A 16,525-nucleotide genomic window follows, 5' to 3' on the forward strand; every position below is an offset into this window, starting at 1 on the left:
ACATGGCAAGTCTTAATGTTGAAATTATGGAGTTAGAAGAAAAAAGCGTCTATGGATTGTGGAAGCAATCTAATGATAAAACAATTTCGAATGATATAGATACTCTTTCATAAGAATACTACAACACAATTTGCTCTTCAAAAGGAACAGTTTTACCATATATTGTTTTATCAAGAAATTATGATGAAACATCAAAAAACTTTGAAATGTTTATAGAAAGTACAATTGAAAACAACGGCTTAAAAAGTTTGACCTTACCTGCTGGTAAATATGCAAAAATCACAATAAAGCCTAAATTCGGATTCTTTTGGGGTGCTTCCATTGGAGAAGCAAAGCGGTATTTCTACACGAAATGGCTTCCAATAAGTCAATATCAAGGCATGAATATGGAATATGAGTTTCATACAGAAAAAAGTAAAGAAAAACACCCAACCGTAGATATTATTTTTGCAATCAAAGAGAAGAATCGAAAATGTTAAACTCCAAATTCTTATTTAAGGTTAATCATGATAAATAGTAATTTGAAAGGAACATTAATATGAGTATATGTAAAGAATGTTATAGCGAGGAAAGTCGTATTACTCCATTATTAAAACCACAAGGGTGTTTAGAAAGTCATGAACAATATATTTGTGGAACTTGTGGTAGATGTATCTGTATTGATAAAGATGAAAAGCGAAAGGTACAGAGATGGAATTTCCCATTTAAATCTTTAGAAATAGCAAAGATATATTTAAGAACTGCTGATTTTACAATGAAAAAGCCTTGTGGAATTTATGAATTAGTTAATAGTAAAGGTAGAAAATCATATAAAATATTTGCAAGTATTGAAGATTTAAAAATATATATCGGTAAGAATAAAGATAAAAGTTGTGAGTTAATGGAGCCTATTTATATAAAAGAGGAATATGAAGATTTTCCACATACTAAAATAAAGTATTTGACTGAACATGAAGTAGAAAAATACTTGTTTGAACAATCTAGAATAGTATAGTTAAAAGCTGATAAATTCTAATTAAAGTAAAAGGTGTCATTTATGACAAAGCCAGTTTATATTTTTCTACAGATTCCAATTTGTAGGTGAGGTGTAGCATATGGATAGAGGGGCAATAAATTATATCTTAAGAGTTATTGTACAACGGATTTTAGGAATAATGTTATTTCTTATTGGATCATCTTGGATATACGGAACTCGGGAAATTATATATTTCATATTATACATACTGATTGCAGTAATTTCTGGAATAGTTATGTATAAAGCAAATTCTACGACAATTAAGGAAAGAAGAAAGGTAAATACTGATTCTCCTATATGGGATAAAGTACTATTAACGATATATTGGATTTTAGCGTATTTTGGTATATATTTTGTAGCGGGACAATGCTATGAAACATTGCAACTTGATAATTTCTATTGGATAGGTATTGCTTTATATATTATTGCGACAATTTTCACATTAAGAGCAATGATAGTGAATACCTTTTTGGAATCTACAGCAAGACTTCAAACCGACAGGAAACAAAGTGTATGCAAAGAAGATCCGTATTCAATAATTAGACATCCTACATATTTGGCAATTTTGATTTGGTGTGTTTCTATTTCTTTGATATTTCCATCAAAATATGTGATATTAACTGCTGTTGTTATTGGGGTTGTCATTGTTATTCGGACATATCTTGAGGATAAGATGCTGAAAACAGGATTAAATGGATATATGGACTATACGAGAGAGGTTAGATATCGCTTGGTTCCATTTATTTGGTAATAATAATCAAATTCCAATTTGAGGTTGAGTAATATAAATTAGAATTTGTCAGTGAACTATTTTCGGTTAAGAACAATTGTATTATAATACAAGCTAGATAAATTATGAATTTGAGGTGAAATGATATGGACAAATACACAAAAGAAGAATTGATAGAAGCACTACGAGTTGTATCCTCAACTATCAGTAAGTGTGAAAAAATGCAGCCAAAATTTGCGGAGGGTACCTCTCAGCACACACTCCTTAAGAATAGGATAAAAGCGATGTATATTTCAAAATCATTAATAACAGATGAAAATGTTATAGATAAATATACAAAAGAAGAATTGATAGAAGCATTACGCCCAGTATCTTCAGTTATCAGTAAATGTGAAAAAGCACAATCAAAATTTGAGGAGGGTACCTCTTATCACAAGCGCTTTAAGAACATAATAGAAGCGATGTATATATCAAAATCATTAATAACAGATGAAATTAGTAAAAGAGATTAATTTAGGATTTGTTAAATTATTAAATTACAAAAATGGAATTGGTTATTTAGGTATGGGACTTCTTTTTAATTTGAGATTGAGTAATATAAATTAGGATTTGTGGTTTAGGGCTCTTATGTAACCTCTAAAAAAATGGATATATAGATTCAACAAAGATAGCAAAGAAGGAAAATTATAAAAGTACCCTCAAAATGTTAAGCAAAAATAACTAATATTTTGAGGGTACTTCGTTAATATATGCTATTTTTATATTCAGTAGATTTATAAATCAGTTTCAAACTTTTTTATATCCTCTAATCCTTGATAAATTTCATCTCTTGAAAAGTTACTTTCATTCAATTCTTCATCACTTTTTTTCAGCAATGCATTGTAAAAATCCACAGCTATTTCATATACTTCAGGAGAATCATTTTTTTCTAATTCCTCAAAGATTAAATCTTCTGCTTTATCATAATTGCCTTCATGAAATAATTTATTTAAAATTATTTTAAATAAACCTGTTGAACCAATTTTTTCCGTATCAGTTTTTTCATCATTTTCTAAAATAGTTTTACCAAATAGTTTTCCTAAGTCATCTATAGATTTTTTGATACTCATAATATTCCACCTTATTTTTTTTTATTAATGCCTTTGACAATTTATGTTTATTATTTGTGTAAATTCTCTTGATTATTTAATTTTAAAAATAGGCTCTAGTTAGTTTTTCTATAAAATAATTTGCGTCTTTCATATGTATGTCTTCCTTTATTATGTATAGTTTATTTTATATGAAAATATTATTTTTATTATATTACAAAATTAATAGAATTCAAATAAAATTTTATAATATTACTAATCAATATTATTTGAAATATATATGTTTTAAATATAGGCTTTGTTAAAGAACAGTGTTGGTATTATAGCATTTTTAAAGGAACTCCTTCTGGAGTTCCTTTAGTTCGACTTTTTGAATATTGTTCATTATTACTCTTTATCTCTATTTTCTATTTCAATAATAGTCATGATAGAGTAATTGGCTAAATCTAATAGCGTATCTATAATGCTCTCGTCTTTTACTTCAGCATCCTGCTTAATTAATTGCTTATATCTTCGCAATTTATCTTCTAATCTAATTGCAGGCATAACAAGACCATACTCTTGAAATCCCTCGCTAAAACTATCTCCATAATCTTTATTCTTTGCGGTATATATCTTATTTAAATTTTCACATATTTCCTTATGTCGGTCAATTTTTTCCATATAAAATACTCCTTTCGTTTGATTCGTCATTTACTACAAAGGTTCATTTATTATATTATACAGTACAAAATCACAATATTTCAAATATTTAGTTGCAACACCATTAAACCTATCCATCCACTTCTTGAGTTTGCTATGGAAAGCATTAATATGCTGTATGTGATATATTCCTTCTTTATGCTTGCCACGCTTAATCTGTTGAAGTTCAATGCCTAAATTTTGGGCAAACTGAATATAACTCTTGTGGGAGTCCGTACAAAGGATGGCTTCATCCTCAATCCTTCAAGTAAAGAGCCTTTCTAAATTTATATGTTTCATTCTTCCTTTGCATATAAGTTCTGTAATAAGATTTCCTGTTCTATCCATAGCACAAAGAACACAGACCTGTTCCTTGGATATACCCCTTTTTCTCTTTTCGGTCTTACTACTAAAACTGCCTTTAACGCCTCTTTTATGGGACTTTCGTGGCATAGTAAAGGTACTGCTTTTCTTATGGTTGCCTTTAAAAGACTCCCTAAAGAAAGCCTCGTCAACCTCTATAACGCCACCTACGCTTCCGATACCCATAAAGGCTCTAATTGCGTCTAATACTTTATGCCTCCAATAGAATGATGTAGGTATGCTTATTTTAACTTCCTTTGCACATTTTCTTATGGAATAGCCATTTATCATGCACTTGGCATATTGTATCCTTGGTATATAATTAGTACGCATTTTTCTTACATTATTCATTGGGGCTGTGGCACAATTAAAAATTTAGAATTTAATATTACTGTGATAATTCTTCTTTTGTTATTTCTTTTAGTTCTACGCTTTTAAATTTTAAAATTTATGATTATAGGAAAATAATATATCTATAGAAATTGCATTTTTTTTATTAATCAATGGATTGAGTAATTACACCTATAAAGAAGGATTTTTTATTTAACTTTGTAAACTTATTTTGAAAATTTATTTATTTTGATTTTATACATTTAAAAGTCTTGATATAATTAAGTTTCAGGTAGGCTTAAAACATATAAAACAACTTTATCATCTATTATGATTTATGACCCATACCATAGACACAAAGCTAGAAGATGCTTTAAGGAATTTTAGGAAATAAATTATAAACTGAACGTCAGAGAATAAGCAGGGATGAAATGAAAAATGGAGGTATTATGAATAAACGAGAGAGAATTGAAACAGTCTTTTTATATGGAGTTTTCATTTGTTACATACTTTTTTTAATTAAATTATTGTTCTTATCAAGAGTTTCGCTTTTGGATCTGTTTAATAGTCAAAGGACTTTAGATAGGTCAATCAATCTCATTCCTTTTTATAGTATAAAGGAATATATATTTAGCAACTCTGCCACTATAAAAAGATTCGCTTTTAGTAATGTGGTTGGCAATATAGTTATCTTTATTCCTCTTGGTACATATTTGTCATTATTCAAAAACAATAAAAAAATAATAACCAATCTGCTATTTATATTCATAGTGAGTTTATTTACCGAAATCATTCAGGGCCTTTTAGGCATTGGAGCATCAGACATTGATGACATAATTTTAAATTGTTTGGGTGGATTAGTTGGTATTTTAGGGTATAAGTTTTTATTGTTTATATTACGAGATGAGAAAAAAGTACGTGTTGCAATCACAATAATATCTGCAATAGGATTACCTGTTTTATTATATTTATTATTCGCAGTGAGATTGAGATTATGAATATCTTTATTGTATATTCAAGAAGATACCCTACACAAAAGGAACGTAGAAATTAAGCATAATCTACAGCAAACTTAATGCACAATATTCTTACATTATTCATTGGGGCTGTGGCACAATTAAAAATTTAGAATTTAAAATGTAAAATGAAGGTGGAAACTTCTTTGAAGAAGTTTTATAATTATAATTTACTAATAATTTCATTGAAATTATATCCTTCATTTTAAATTTTACACTTTAAATTTTAGCTATTGTGCCACAGCCCCATATTTATATATTCTTATATTTATATAAATATAAGAATATATAAATATATAGATTTCATGCGGGTTTCTTCCTCTTTACCCTTTTTTATAATCTTTGAAACTGTTCATCATATCTATTTTTAGTTCTTTCAATCCTTGTTTTAGAATATTTTTACTTGCATCGGTATCAGCATTTATATGTTGTCGCTAGTAAAATTGTTTATAACTTTTAATTCCTAAAATATAAATGTTGCAAGCAAACTGAATCTCACAGTATGCTCATAACTTATAGTTTCATCAATTCACTATATCCGTATTTTTTAATGGTATTTTGCTCCATAAATAAAAAGCATAAATAATCATAATAATTTCTTGAAATCCAGTAGCAATTATTTCATTTATTCCAGTTGCTAATGTAATATGATTTACAAAATTAAATACGAAATGCCATATAATTATTGGTATTAAACTTTTTGTAATAGTAACAATTTCAGTAGCAATTATTCCAAACACAAAGGCATTTACTATTTGTAATAATACTGCTAAAATACTTCCACCAGCCAAAACACTGGCTATATGACCTATTCCAAATATTAAAGCAGAAATAATAATAGATTTTTTTATAGGATATTTTTCTTCTAACAGTTTTAAAATTATTCCTCTAAAATAAATCTCTTCTGAAATTCCTACTGCTAATGTAAAAAATAAAAGTATTATAATATAATTAATCCCCACTACAAATTGGAATTTATCAAGCTTCATAATCATGCTCATAATACGCTTATATAGATTTCGTTTTGATTATCAAATTCAAATCCGCAAGATAGCAGTACACCACAAGAAGCCTTATTCTCCTCCTCTGGTTGAACGATAATTCGTTTTGCATTATTATGATGACCTATTTTTGAAACTAAAGCCCTAATTATCTGCTTGCCCAAACCCTTTCCCAGGTAATTCGGTTCTCCAATCATATAGTCAATGCTATATGTGCCATCGACATCTGTATCTCCATGCCAAGTTTCACCGCTATTATAATACTCATAAAACTGACAAAAACCTATCGGTTTATCTTCATGTTCCACAATGTAATGGTGTAACCAAATAAACTCATTATTTCGATTTTCAACCTCATATATCCAATCCAAAGGTTCATGATACCACTTTGCAACATGAGTGGTATACAACCACTTTTTGAACAAACCCATATCCTCATCTCTAAACACTCTAAGTTTTATCAAATTCTCCATATAACCTCCTATCTGATTGGCTTAATCTTTCTTCTAAAGCCATAGCATGCTCATCTACAACATACCTATAATAAGTATCATAGTAATGTTTCAACTACATGCTTATTAAGATCTGTTGGATTGTTTGATTTAAAATCCTCAATTTCCTGTAAACATTGGAATTGTGTTTTATCTAATAAAACCCCAGTTCGCCTTAGTTCTTCTTCTGTTTTACCTTCTCCATAGAGAGTGTCAAAAGGATTGTTATTTATTCTTACAAACGTATATAAATTATTTTCTTTATCTATTTCTATGTAAGCGGTTAATATCTCGTCACCTTGACAAGTTATTAACCGTTTACCAATAAAAAAACCTTGGACGTTTTTGTCACACCGAAATACTCTTAGTGTATGGGTGTTTTAACTTGTAATTCCAATATTTTTCCAATACATCATTTGGGTGTAGCAACCTGGAAAAGCGGCCTCATATTCTTTCTGTAAATCTCTATCTGATTCCGTCAATTCCAAGCACACCTGACTAACTTTGCCGTTGTAGATATTTGTGAATTCAACCTTATATCTATTGTTTAATGAAAGCAGTTGCTCTATGCTATGGATTTGAGATTGTATTAACAATGAACCTGTATACCCAAGTTTGCTATAAAATCTTTCGGCAGATTCAACCGCACCAAGATTGATAGAATGAATCCCATAATGTGTCGCCCGTTCCTCAAGCAGAAAGATCATCTCTTTTGCTATTCCAATACCCCTATAATTTTCGTGCACGGCGACCGGCCCGATCGTAATACTGTAGTTATCATTAATCCTACCAAAAACAATACCTATTACTTCACTGTCTAAACTTGCATACAGCATCAGATCTCCGTGATTTTTCATCCGTTCTTCCCATTTTTCAAGGGAGTATTCTGGATTTTCGACAACAGGCATACCTATAAAAATCATTTTAAAGAAATCAAACGTCTTTTCAAGTTCTTGTTTGGATGAAACATTTTTGATTAAGTAATTCATGTTAATAGCCCTCCTTTATGACTCTACTTAAAAATTCATTGTCAATATACTTCATTTCAGACCAAGGGCTAATTAATTCATTTTCATCATCGCCTTGTGTTGTTTTGGCTATCATCTTAAAAATTAATAAATCCTTATAAAATCCATTTTCTGAATCTATAACCGCCCCTTCTTTCAGTCTTTCAAAATCGTTATATAAATCAAAAGCGACGTAACTTTTTACTTACATCGCCTGATAAGAATAATGAGTACTATTATTATAAATTTTTCCTTATTAACTCTATTTAAACTTAGAATTATTATAATTATATGGAATACTAGTGCCTACCACTACATCTTCAATCTTTTCGATGATTAGCCAGTCATCCATATTATTTTGACGATCAAATTCTAAAGGAGCAAATTCCTTAACATCTTTAAACTCAACTAAGCATAAGCATTTTTTATGCCATCTTTCTTTTTGCTTATTAGATAGATTAAGCATACTTTGATTATCCTCAAGTGTTTTTACAATTTCATCTTCTGTCAATTTAATATAATTTTGAACACTTACTACCGTAGCCATAGCAGATATCTTACCTGTTCCTTTTTTCATAAAGTATAACGTTTCATCTTCAAAAACTCTGCTATGAGGAATTTTTCTTCCTGCAGCACCTCTTACAATCATAATTTTGGTACCATCAAGGATTTTCTCCAAAACCTTTTCTTTATCATCACAATATACCAAATGTACCATTTTTAAATTACTCCCTTCATTAGCATATAAATAATTTTTATTCTGTCTAATAAAATAAATTCATTTTAATCATACTTAAGGTATATTGTACCAAATATTGCATGAATATGAAAGTTATCCCTTAAATCTAATACATACTTTGAATAGATTTGTATTCGGATGTTGAGCCAACAAAAACCAGCACCATAAGATTATAACTGCTTTGCTTGACTAAACTAGTAAACACTAGTATAATTAAACTAGCGTTTACTAGTTTTATTATTTTAGGCATTAACTTATGCAGAAATGAGGTGCTATATGAAAAATAATACAAAAGAAAAAATATGGAAAGAGGCTCTAACATTGTTTTCTCAATATGGTTATGAGGGAGTGTCTGTAAAACAAATTTCTAATGCAGTTGGTATAAAAGACAGTTCGTTATACAATCACTATAAAAGTAAGCAAAGTATATTCGACACTATTCTAGTTCAGGTAACAGAGCGAATAGAAAATGCAAGAAATTCGCTTACTATACCAGAAACATCGGAAACAGTTGAAAAATACCAAAAAATTAGTATGAATACTTTATCTGCCATGTGCTACAATCTTTTCTCCTTTTATTTAAAAGATGAAATAGTATCTAAATTCAGAAAGATGCTTACAATAGAGCAATATGCCAACTCTAATGTATCAAAACTATTTAGAGAAATTTTTATAGATAGTGTTTTAGATTATGAAACCAAACTATTTAATGAACTTATTAAAAAAGGACTTTTTATAAAAGAAGACCCTTATATCATGGCATTGCATTTTTATTCTCCTTTGTTTTTATTGCTATTCAAATATGATTCAGATGACGAAGAATTAAGTAACTTAAAAGCGATAATAGAAAAACATGTACTTGCATTTTCACATAGTTATACGTTGGTAAAGGAGCATAGTGATGAAACAAATAAATCATAGGAGGACTAAAAAAGTGTGTCTATTGTTACTGCTTTTTGTGATTGCTGTCGGCTGTATTTTTATATTTTACTCTTATCGTACTGACATGGAAATCGCCAATAAAAAACTTGAAGCATATCATGCAAAAACCATAGATACAGAGTTTGGAAGAATGAGCTATGTGGAAGATGGGCGTGGAGAAGTAATTCTAATTTCTCATGGTATTTTTGGTGGATATGACCAAGGGTTTATTAGTTTAAAAAAACTTGTTGGAGATGATCGCAGAAAAATATCTATTTCCCGTTTTGGTTACCCTGGTTCATCTTTACCAGAGAATCCAACGCCTAAAAATCAAGCAAAAGTTTTTAAAGATTTGATTGATGAATTAGGAATTGAACAAACATATATCCTTTGTACATCTGCTGGTGGCGCTTCTGGACTACAATTTGCTCTTGAATATCCAGAAAGAACTAAAGGACTTATACTCCTATCATCTGGGGCACCAGATAAAAAAAGAACTGTTGGTGAATTAGATGAACTAGGCATGATGGGACCTCCCGAATTTATTATAAATGATTTCCCGATGTGGTTCTCACTAAAATATTTTGGTTTCGCTTTTAATTCAATGCTAGGAACTAGTAACAATGATGAAAGTCTGCTTGAAACAATGCTCCCTGTTGGTTTGCGCAGACAGGGTGTTATTGCGGACACTAATATTACAAATATTGATATGACACTTCATTACGATGAATATCTATTAGAAAATATAAAAGTTCCGCTACTTGTAATTCATGCTAAAGACGACCCTATGGCTAAATATGAAAATATTGAAAAACTTCTTGCCAGAGTGAACTCTGAAACAGCAATTTATGAAGATGGTGGGCATATGATTGAGGGGCATGATTGCTCTGCTGATATAAAAGAATTTATAGGAAACACAAAGTGATGAAGAACCGAGGTGGTAATATGGGAAAATCTTTATATCTCACTGCTAAAGAATTTGACTTGCTGTATTTCCTTGTTTCCCATAAAGGACAAGTATTCACAAAAGAACAGTAGTTATATAAATAATCCTTATTTCGTATTTTTTAATAATTGTTCTTAAGGAATATTATACCGAATAATTAAATCATAAAATTGCTTCATTTATTGAGTATTGAACCTCAATGTGGTCGCTCACAAAATATGTGTCGTCACCATCCGGGAGCATCCAATTTACACTAACGCTTCCCGGCTGAAAGTAACCATTCTGTTCTTTGTAATCAGAATATGTTACATACCATGGCACCAGCGAGCTGCCTTTCCCGTTTTCGTCCATATATCGGTCATTGGTATCAAAACGTATAATGTTGCCATTATTGTCAAAAGTAAATTTTCCTTTAGCAGTAACGCCCTTCCATGAAATCTCACCTTCAACGATGCAATGGTCAACGACTGTCCATGACACATATTCCTGTAAAAACAAGGACGGCATATATACTGCATCTGCCAACGCCGTTATCAACTGACCTTGGTCCATTTCTGCCCCAGTAGAGCGGAAAAGCTGGAACTGCTTGGCAAGCACACCTGTCATAGAGCCGAATCCGTCCAACACGCTGTCTTTGGCCTGCAATGGAATCCCCCCAATTCGTCCTGTCAAGAAAGCGTGTCGGTCTGGTCTATTTACAAAATTAACCTGCACGAATTTAATTTTAATTGGCTTTTTGCCTGCCGACATACGAAACTTTGTGTTGTGAAAATATATCAGCATGTTATCCATAAAGGGCTTTCCCATATAGCCCCCATTGATGATGTGCTGACGGAGCAGAGCAGGCAGTTCAGTAACATAATCTTCCGTAAATATGCTCTGTATGCTTCTTTGCCTATTTGTTTCGGTCAAAGAACTTTTTACATCTGTCAGATATTGCTTCCAAAGTCTGCCGCCGGGTATGGCCAAGTACATCACTATGATTGCCAGCGCAATCAAAACTATCACTATCCAAAGCATATATTCCACCTCATATCCCTATTACAAGCATTCGATAAATTTCCTATTTATCGAACACAATTTAATACTATTATGAATTGATTATAACATATTTTGTAAATACCGTACTATTCAATTTTCAAAGAACCCTTCTACTAGCTATTTCACCCTATATTCATAGGATGAAGTAGCATTTACTTCATCCTGTTTTTGAATTGCGACATAAAAAATACCGCAAAATTCATGATTGAATGATGCGATGTTTAAAACAATTATTCGGTTTTTCATTGTTGTGACGTTAAATAAGAAGATTACGAAGTAACTATACTTACACTATGAATACCTTATGCTACCTACTAATATATTTTTTCAGCATCTTTAGGTAATACGCAAACATCTTTTAAAAACTTCAAACTGTTATTTGCCTCAACTTCATTATATTTAACGTTCATAATGAAAGATACTTCTTTTGCAATATCATTAAATAAGTCACACATTATAAATACTGCTTCCCAAATATCTTTTACAACTCCTGCAGGATAAGTTTTCAAAAATGCATTCCACTCATCCCCTTTCAGCCATCTATACATGTACTTTCCTGACTTTCCAATACTAACCTTAAAATTTGTGGCAAATCCAATTTTCCATCCTAATAAAAGTATTAACCACGGACGGACAGCATGATTTAGCATATCCATTACATAAGGTACTTCCTCTCTCCATAAACCCTTCGCAACACTATTAAGACACCACCAAAATTGATTACATGCATCAATGAATTGGCACTCTGTTGGTTTCTTTACCCAATATTCTTTATCTGTCGCCTCTGGTACATTTGGTAAACACTTATCTTTATCAATCAGTATCTTACAAAGTTTGTCTTCCCGAATATCTTTAAGTGCTTGCGTTAATGTGCATACAGTTAAATCGAGACGATTTCCATCAGTAAACTGGATAAGCCATGCGTAGCAATTCTCAACATCACCTCTGAAAAACGAATTACCTTCAGGATATTGCATATATAACCGCTCCCCAAAATGGTCAATCCAACTTTTATCTTCACGAAAAGACTTTGTTTCTTTAACAACATATTCAATATCATAATCCTGAAAAATATCTTTTTTAGCATTCGGATTTGTTCTTGAACCATTCATAAAAACTGCACGAATTCTTTCATCCTTTTTAGCGACATTTATTATCAAATCAAACATTTCCTGTTCTGTACGCATTTTTACCTCCCGAAAATCAAATAACCTTAATTCGTACTTTCTAACTATTATGAATTAATTATAACATATTTTGTAAATACCGTACTATTCAATTTTCAAAGAACATTTTTATTACTTATTTCATCCTATATTCATAGTCTGAAGTAATAATTGTTTTGACCTTTATTTGAATTGCGACGTAAAAAATACCGCAAATTCATTTCTGAATAATGCGATACTTTAATATATTATTTTATATTTACTTTTTAAGTTCCTTAATAAATTGGAATTTATCCACTTAGTGTCATGTTAATATAATCTAGTCTATTCCTAAACTCTGATTAAATTAACACTCCAAATCATAAATCATCTGCAAGTCCATTGGCTCTGATTTTGCAATACTTTCAATTGGACTATCTGTTACTTTGCATCCCATGGCTTTATAAAAAGCAATTGTTTCTTTGGATGAAAATGCTGAAATGTACAATTGTTTTGCTCCTACTTCCTTTGCCTTTACTTTGGCTATTTGAAACAATTTTTTTCCTAATCCTTGACCACGATAGTTCCGAGAAACTTGCATCATATCTAACACTAATCTTTCTCCTCGCAACTGACTTTCCAAAGAAATAAAACCTATTATTTTACCTGCGTCTATTGCACCATAAGAAATATACTTATTACTCAGAAGTTCCTTGGCAATAGAACGTTTTTTCTCCAAGCTCCAATCCATTGTATACTCATCTTTGATAAGTTGATATTCTCCATTAATTAATCGGTATACTCGGCTTACATTTTGAGTTCTACAATAATCATCAAGAGAATTTTTGTTCATATTTTCCTGCCTAAGTAATTGAATTTCAATCATTTTCTTTCCTCCAATAAAAAATATTTAGAGGATTATTTTCTCGTGTATCCCCCAATCACGTTCGAAATATTATATGATTTTCTATTCATCCGACATCATCCTTTCTATTTTCCATTTATTACACACAATAAAGTGATATAATACAAATTCCTATTTATCTTTATTTCTCATACAGATAATTTTTACTTAACATTATCTTATCATCACGAATCAATTATAACATATTTTGTAAATAACGCATTATTCAATTTTCAAAGAACATTATTTGCATCTCTTATTTAAGTAGTTATGTCGTTTAATATTCAAATTGTGGAATGAAAAATACCGCTTATTCTTTTGAATAACACGGTATTTGAAAAAATTATTTAATTATATATTAGTTACATCATTTAAGAATGTGGTGAAGTAAAATACTGTAAAACTTACTTCTGAATACGAAATTCTGGACAAATATTCTGGTTACTTAACTTTGTTTTCTCTCTACAATTTCGCCACTATTTTTCAAAATACTATTCTCTGGAATATAACCCCTCACAGAACATAATGGATAAACAATACTACCTTTTCCTAATATTGTCCCTGGGTTTAAAACTGTATTACATCCTACTTCCGATGAATCACCTAAAATTGCACCAAATTTCCTTAAACCAGTTTCAATAATATCTGTACCATATTTTACTTTTACTAACGTTCCATTGGATTTTAAATTAGAGGTTATTGCACCTGCCCCCAAATGGGCTTTATACCCTAATATTGAATCACTAACATAATTATAATGCGGAACCTGCACTTTATTAAAGAGAATTGAATTTTTAATTTCAGTTGAATTTCCAACGACAACATTATTACCAATGATAACATTTTCTCTAATGTAAGCGGAATGCCTGATTTCGCAATTATAACCGATAATCGCTGGACCTTTTATCAGAACACTTTTTTCAATAGTAGTACCTTTGCCAACCCATATAAATTCCTCTATTCTTTCAAAATCATTTGGCAGAGTTTTTGCGTACTCAAAAATGAAAGTATTAATTCTTGTAAGAACTTCCCAAGGATGCTTAACCCCTCCAAATATTGCTTGTGCGTCTAATTCTCTCAATGTAAAAAGTTCATCAACGGAAATGCCCATCATAATCCTCCTTAATGTATTTCGCAATATCTAACTATCATGAGTTAATTATAACATATTTTGTAAATACAGTATTGTTCAATTTTTAAGAATAAGGTGACTTAATTGCAATCTAACAAACTTATATTTATCCCCTCTTTTTCCGCTGTACAATTTCAATTACTACTCCCAGCAATACAAAGGTAAGGAATATCCCACCCCAAATGATCCATGCATTGCTGGTTCGTCCTCCGCCGAGGTCTGTTCCATAAGAGCGAAAAATCATATTACTGAAGAAGCCGAGAATATAGCCTAATAAAGCAGCAATAGACATCGCTTTTGAACTGAAAATAGCGGCAATCAATACTACAGCGCTACCCACAATCAGTAAAAAGAAAGGAAATTGTTTCATTCCATGCCACTCAAAGAAAACATATCTACAAAGCCAAAACTCAAACAATAATATGATGATTGATAGCAAAGTTTGTATAAGCCTTTTTTTCATTTTCTCACTCATTGATAACACCTACCTTCTCCATTCAAATTTCGCTTTGTCTTTTTTCGTCTTATTTACCTATTACAATTTAAACACACTAATTTTATCCATATTATAACATATATTCAAATACTGTACTATTCAATTTCCAAAGAGCATTTTTTATTATTTAGTTCGTCCTATATTTGAATCACGCATTAAAAAATACCGCATATTCATTTGAATAGTACGGTATTTGCATAAATTTGATTTTTTATTTTATTTTCGTAATATGAGTTTGTCTGAAGTTGATTCAATCTACCCTACAAATTGGAATTTATCCAACTCTGAAATATACTCTAATCTGTAGCAATTTGATAAAATTGTCATCAAAGTAAATTCATTTTTATTTTGTTATCTAATTCCCATAAGGCTATCTTATTACTTTCAAATTTCAATAATTCAACTGCTGTATCATAATTAACCCACCTATATTCTTTATGTTCATCAGATATTTGAATATTGTTCTCCCTAACGTAAACAGCAAATTTATACTCTGGGATTACAAGGCAATCCATTCCCCATGCTTTGCGTCTTTCCATTGAAAAACAATTAGTTGGTACATAACTAATACTTTCTAATTGATAAAATATAGCATTTTCTTTTATACCAGTTTCTTCCCATGTTTCTCTTATTGCTGCTTCCAACGGATTTTCATCATTTTCACCACCACCAGCCACAAACTGCCAGAAGTCTTCATTGTCTTCTGTATCCGCTCTGTCGAAGATACAATATTTTATTTCATCTTCATTTTTAATATATGGAATTATTAACACTTGCATTTTTGCTCTTGACATTTACTAACCCCCCTTCAAATTTTGATTTAACAGCCTTTCAAATTCACATTTCTGCATACATATAATAACATATTTTCAAATACCGTACTATTCAATTTTCAAAGAACACTTTTATTAATTAGTTCGCAACATATTCAAATTGTGAAATAAAAAATACCGCTTATTTTTTTGAATAACACGGTATTTGAAAAAATTATTTAATTATATATTAGTTACATCATTTAAGAAGAATGTGAAGTAAAATATCTTCATATAATGCCTATAATGCGGTGTATTCGGCACTCATACACAACCATTTGATGATGTAATCAAACCTCTCTTTTGTCAGTCCATGTCCACCATTATATCTCTTATGACATAATTTATTATGAGCCCCATATTTTGCATATGATGGACGAGCTTGTTCAACAATAAAGTCTGCATCCCTCGAGTATTTGTCTTCATCCGCAGAGACAATCAATAACGATCTTGGAGCAATACAGTGTACTAAATCAAATATATCATAGCTTTTGTTGAAACACGGAATCACGCTTGCCAGTTCAATACCTACATCATTTAGCATTCGATTCTCATAGGTGCATGCGCTTCCACTTGCACAGCTAAAACAAATCCGTTCATCTAATGCAGACAGGAATAGCACGGTATTTCCACCATAAGAATGCCCCAGTGTGCCAATTTTTTTATT

At 30.7% G+C, this 16,525-nt stretch carries 21 protein-coding genes and 1 pseudogene; 8 read left to right on the plus strand and 14 right to left on the minus strand.

What is annotated here, in order from left to right; genetic code table 11:
• The first annotated feature begins 161 nt into the window (after window positions 1–161).
• The 4 genes from ACI48Q_RS12850 (at window position 162) to ACI48Q_RS12865 (ending at window position 2,257) form a co-directional block, all read left to right on the plus strand.
• Complete coding sequence (locus tag ACI48Q_RS12850) at window positions 162–479, plus strand: effector binding domain-containing protein (RefSeq protein ID WP_474919538.1); 318 nt, start codon at window positions 162–164, stop codon at window positions 477–479.
• Between the two features lie 59 nt (window positions 480–538).
• Entirely contained in the window at window positions 539–994 is a 456-nt protein-coding gene (locus ACI48Q_RS12855) for a hypothetical protein (protein ID WP_474919478.1), read from the plus strand.
• 100 nt (window positions 995–1,094) lie between these two features.
• Window positions 1,095–1,766 carry a methyltransferase family protein gene (locus ACI48Q_RS12860; protein ID WP_474919479.1) on the plus strand — a complete coding sequence of 224 codons (672 nt, stop codon included), beginning with the start codon at window positions 1,095–1,097 and terminating at the stop codon, window positions 1,764–1,766.
• Window positions 1,767–1,891: 125 nt separating this feature from the next.
• Complete coding sequence (locus ACI48Q_RS12865) at window positions 1,892–2,257, plus strand: hypothetical protein (protein WP_474919480.1); 366 nt, start codon at window positions 1,892–1,894, stop codon at window positions 2,255–2,257.
• 261 nt (window positions 2,258–2,518) lie between these two features.
• On the opposite strand, the gene ACI48Q_RS12870 is transcribed toward ACI48Q_RS12865, so the two are convergent.
• The 3 genes and pseudogenes from ACI48Q_RS12870 to ACI48Q_RS12880 form a co-directional block, all read right to left on the minus strand.
• Window positions 2,519–2,854 carry a DUF6483 family protein gene (locus tag ACI48Q_RS12870; protein ID WP_474919481.1) on the minus strand — a complete coding sequence of 112 codons (336 nt, stop codon included), beginning with the start codon at window positions 2,852–2,854 and terminating at the stop codon, window positions 2,519–2,521.
• A 366-nt stretch (window positions 2,855–3,220) separates the two neighbouring features.
• Window positions 3,221–3,496, minus strand: coding sequence for a nucleotide modification associated domain-containing protein (locus tag ACI48Q_RS12875; RefSeq protein WP_474919482.1), 276 nt, complete (start codon window positions 3,494–3,496; stop codon window positions 3,221–3,223).
• 81 nt (window positions 3,497–3,577) lie between these two features.
• Window positions 3,578–4,186, minus strand: a pseudogene (locus ACI48Q_RS12880) (IS1595 family transposase); the annotation flags it as partial.
• Between the two features lie 470 nt (window positions 4,187–4,656).
• Between ACI48Q_RS12880 and ACI48Q_RS12885 the strand changes: the two are divergent.
• Window positions 4,657–5,205, plus strand: coding sequence for a VanZ family protein (locus ACI48Q_RS12885; protein WP_474919483.1), 549 nt, complete (start codon window positions 4,657–4,659; stop codon window positions 5,203–5,205).
• Between the two features lie 542 nt (window positions 5,206–5,747).
• Here the strand turns inward: ACI48Q_RS12885 and ACI48Q_RS12890 are convergent.
• The 4 genes from ACI48Q_RS12890 to ACI48Q_RS12905 form a co-directional block, all read right to left on the minus strand.
• Window positions 5,748–6,212, minus strand: a complete 465-nt coding sequence (locus ACI48Q_RS12890; RefSeq protein ID WP_474919484.1) for a lysostaphin resistance A-like protein — start codon at window positions 6,210–6,212, stop codon at window positions 5,748–5,750.
• Window positions 6,213–6,220: 8 nt separating this feature from the next.
• Window positions 6,221–6,697: a GNAT family N-acetyltransferase gene (locus ACI48Q_RS12895; RefSeq protein ID WP_474919485.1), complete on the minus strand. Its 477-nt coding sequence runs from the start codon at window positions 6,695–6,697 to the stop codon at window positions 6,221–6,223.
• A gap of 398 nt (window positions 6,698–7,095) precedes the next feature.
• Window positions 7,096–7,704: a GNAT family N-acetyltransferase gene (locus tag ACI48Q_RS12900; protein WP_474919486.1), complete on the minus strand. Its 609-nt coding sequence runs from the start codon at window positions 7,702–7,704 to the stop codon at window positions 7,096–7,098.
• A 280-nt stretch (window positions 7,705–7,984) separates the two neighbouring features.
• A complete protein-coding gene (locus ACI48Q_RS12905) occupies window positions 7,985–8,440 on the minus strand; it encodes a hypothetical protein (RefSeq protein ID WP_474919487.1) in 456 nt (151 codons plus the stop codon).
• 297 nt (window positions 8,441–8,737) lie between these two features.
• Here ACI48Q_RS12905 and ACI48Q_RS12910 point away from each other — a divergent pair, with 297 nt between their 5' ends.
• From ACI48Q_RS12910 to ACI48Q_RS12920, 3 genes are read left to right on the plus strand one after another with little or no spacing between them, the layout of a single operon-like run.
• The gene (locus tag ACI48Q_RS12910; protein WP_474919488.1) at window positions 8,738–9,382 is read left to right on the plus strand and encodes a TetR/AcrR family transcriptional regulator; all 645 of its coding nucleotides are present in this window, start codon (window positions 8,738–8,740) and stop codon (window positions 9,380–9,382) included.
• A complete protein-coding gene (locus ACI48Q_RS12915) occupies window positions 9,363–10,307 on the plus strand; it encodes an alpha/beta fold hydrolase (RefSeq protein WP_474919489.1) in 945 nt (314 codons plus the stop codon). The genes ACI48Q_RS12910 and ACI48Q_RS12915 overlap by 20 nt, the downstream gene beginning before the upstream one ends.
• Before the next feature lie 20 nt (window positions 10,308–10,327).
• Window positions 10,328–10,420 (plus strand): winged helix-turn-helix domain-containing protein, encoded by a 93-nt coding sequence (locus ACI48Q_RS12920; protein ID WP_474919490.1) that lies wholly within the window; start codon window positions 10,328–10,330, stop codon window positions 10,418–10,420.
• Window positions 10,421–10,490: 70 nt separating this feature from the next.
• On the opposite strand, the gene ACI48Q_RS12925 is transcribed toward ACI48Q_RS12920, so the two are convergent.
• The 7 genes from ACI48Q_RS12925 to ACI48Q_RS12955 all read right to left on the minus strand — a co-directional run.
• Window positions 10,491–11,348, minus strand: a complete 858-nt coding sequence (locus tag ACI48Q_RS12925; RefSeq protein ID WP_474919491.1) for a DUF6544 family protein — start codon at window positions 11,346–11,348, stop codon at window positions 10,491–10,493.
• Between the two features lie 335 nt (window positions 11,349–11,683).
• Window positions 11,684–12,556, minus strand: a complete 873-nt coding sequence (locus ACI48Q_RS12930; protein WP_474919492.1) for an aminoglycoside 6-adenylyltransferase — start codon at window positions 12,554–12,556, stop codon at window positions 11,684–11,686.
• Between the two features lie 325 nt (window positions 12,557–12,881).
• On the minus strand, window positions 12,882–13,400 hold the full coding sequence (locus ACI48Q_RS12935; protein ID WP_474919493.1) for a GNAT family N-acetyltransferase: 519 nt from the start codon (window positions 13,398–13,400) through the stop codon (window positions 12,882–12,884).
• 463 nt (window positions 13,401–13,863) lie between these two features.
• A complete protein-coding gene (locus ACI48Q_RS12940) occupies window positions 13,864–14,529 on the minus strand; it encodes an acyltransferase (protein ID WP_474919494.1) in 666 nt (221 codons plus the stop codon).
• A gap of 127 nt (window positions 14,530–14,656) precedes the next feature.
• Window positions 14,657–15,025: a hypothetical protein gene (locus tag ACI48Q_RS12945; RefSeq protein WP_474919495.1), complete on the minus strand. Its 369-nt coding sequence runs from the start codon at window positions 15,023–15,025 to the stop codon at window positions 14,657–14,659.
• Window positions 15,026–15,372: 347 nt separating this feature from the next.
• Complete coding sequence (locus ACI48Q_RS12950; RefSeq protein WP_474919496.1) at window positions 15,373–15,840, minus strand: NUDIX hydrolase; 468 nt, start codon at window positions 15,838–15,840, stop codon at window positions 15,373–15,375.
• Between the two features lie 259 nt (window positions 15,841–16,099).
• Window positions 16,100–16,525: alpha/beta hydrolase (locus ACI48Q_RS12955; protein WP_474919497.1), on the minus strand; the 426-nt coding region annotated here is incomplete at its 5' end.

This window comes from Clostridium sp. LXY-7, assembly GCF_056172015.1.

Excerpts from the sequence above, each read along its gene's own strand:
- ACI48Q_RS12930 (WP_474919492.1), bottom strand. The coding sequence starts at position 12,556 with ATGCGTACAGAACAGGAAATGTTTGATTTGATAATAAATGTCGCTAAA.
- ACI48Q_RS12950 (WP_474919496.1), bottom strand. The coding sequence starts at position 15,840 with ATGTCAAGAGCAAAAATGCAAGTGTTAATAATTCCATATATTAAAAAT.
- ACI48Q_RS12915 (WP_474919489.1), top strand. The coding sequence starts at position 9,363 with ATGAAACAAATAAATCATAGGAGGACTAAAAAAGTGTGTCTATTGTTA.
- ACI48Q_RS12865 (WP_474919480.1), top strand. The coding sequence starts at position 1,892 with ATGGACAAATACACAAAAGAAGAATTGATAGAAGCACTACGAGTTGTA.
- ACI48Q_RS12855 (WP_474919478.1), top strand. The coding sequence starts at position 539 with ATGAGTATATGTAAAGAATGTTATAGCGAGGAAAGTCGTATTACTCCA.
- ACI48Q_RS12875 (WP_474919482.1), bottom strand. The coding sequence starts at position 3,496 with ATGGAAAAAATTGACCGACATAAGGAAATATGTGAAAATTTAAATAAG.
- ACI48Q_RS12860 (WP_474919479.1), top strand. The coding sequence starts at position 1,095 with ATGGATAGAGGGGCAATAAATTATATCTTAAGAGTTATTGTACAACGG.
- ACI48Q_RS12870 (WP_474919481.1), bottom strand. The coding sequence starts at position 2,854 with ATGAGTATCAAAAAATCTATAGATGACTTAGGAAAACTATTTGGTAAA.
- ACI48Q_RS12895 (WP_474919485.1), bottom strand. The coding sequence starts at position 6,697 with ATGGAGAATTTGATAAAACTTAGAGTGTTTAGAGATGAGGATATGGGT.
- ACI48Q_RS12935 (WP_474919493.1), bottom strand. The coding sequence starts at position 13,400 with ATGATTGAAATTCAATTACTTAGGCAGGAAAATATGAACAAAAATTCT.
- ACI48Q_RS12885 (WP_474919483.1), top strand. The coding sequence starts at position 4,657 with ATGAATAAACGAGAGAGAATTGAAACAGTCTTTTTATATGGAGTTTTC.
- ACI48Q_RS12945 (WP_474919495.1), bottom strand. The coding sequence starts at position 15,025 with ATGAGTGAGAAAATGAAAAAAAGGCTTATACAAACTTTGCTATCAATC.
- ACI48Q_RS12925 (WP_474919491.1), bottom strand. The coding sequence starts at position 11,348 with ATGCTTTGGATAGTGATAGTTTTGATTGCGCTGGCAATCATAGTGATG.
- ACI48Q_RS12910 (WP_474919488.1), top strand. The coding sequence starts at position 8,738 with ATGAAAAATAATACAAAAGAAAAAATATGGAAAGAGGCTCTAACATTG.
- ACI48Q_RS12940 (WP_474919494.1), bottom strand. The coding sequence starts at position 14,529 with ATGGGCATTTCCGTTGATGAACTTTTTACATTGAGAGAATTAGACGCA.
- ACI48Q_RS12920 (WP_474919490.1), top strand. The coding sequence starts at position 10,328 with ATGGGAAAATCTTTATATCTCACTGCTAAAGAATTTGACTTGCTGTAT.
- ACI48Q_RS12890 (WP_474919484.1), bottom strand. The coding sequence starts at position 6,212 with ATGAAGCTTGATAAATTCCAATTTGTAGTGGGGATTAATTATATTATA.
- ACI48Q_RS12905 (WP_474919487.1), bottom strand. The coding sequence starts at position 8,440 with ATGGTACATTTGGTATATTGTGATGATAAAGAAAAGGTTTTGGAGAAA.
- ACI48Q_RS12900 (WP_474919486.1), bottom strand. The coding sequence starts at position 7,704 with ATGAATTACTTAATCAAAAATGTTTCATCCAAACAAGAACTTGAAAAG.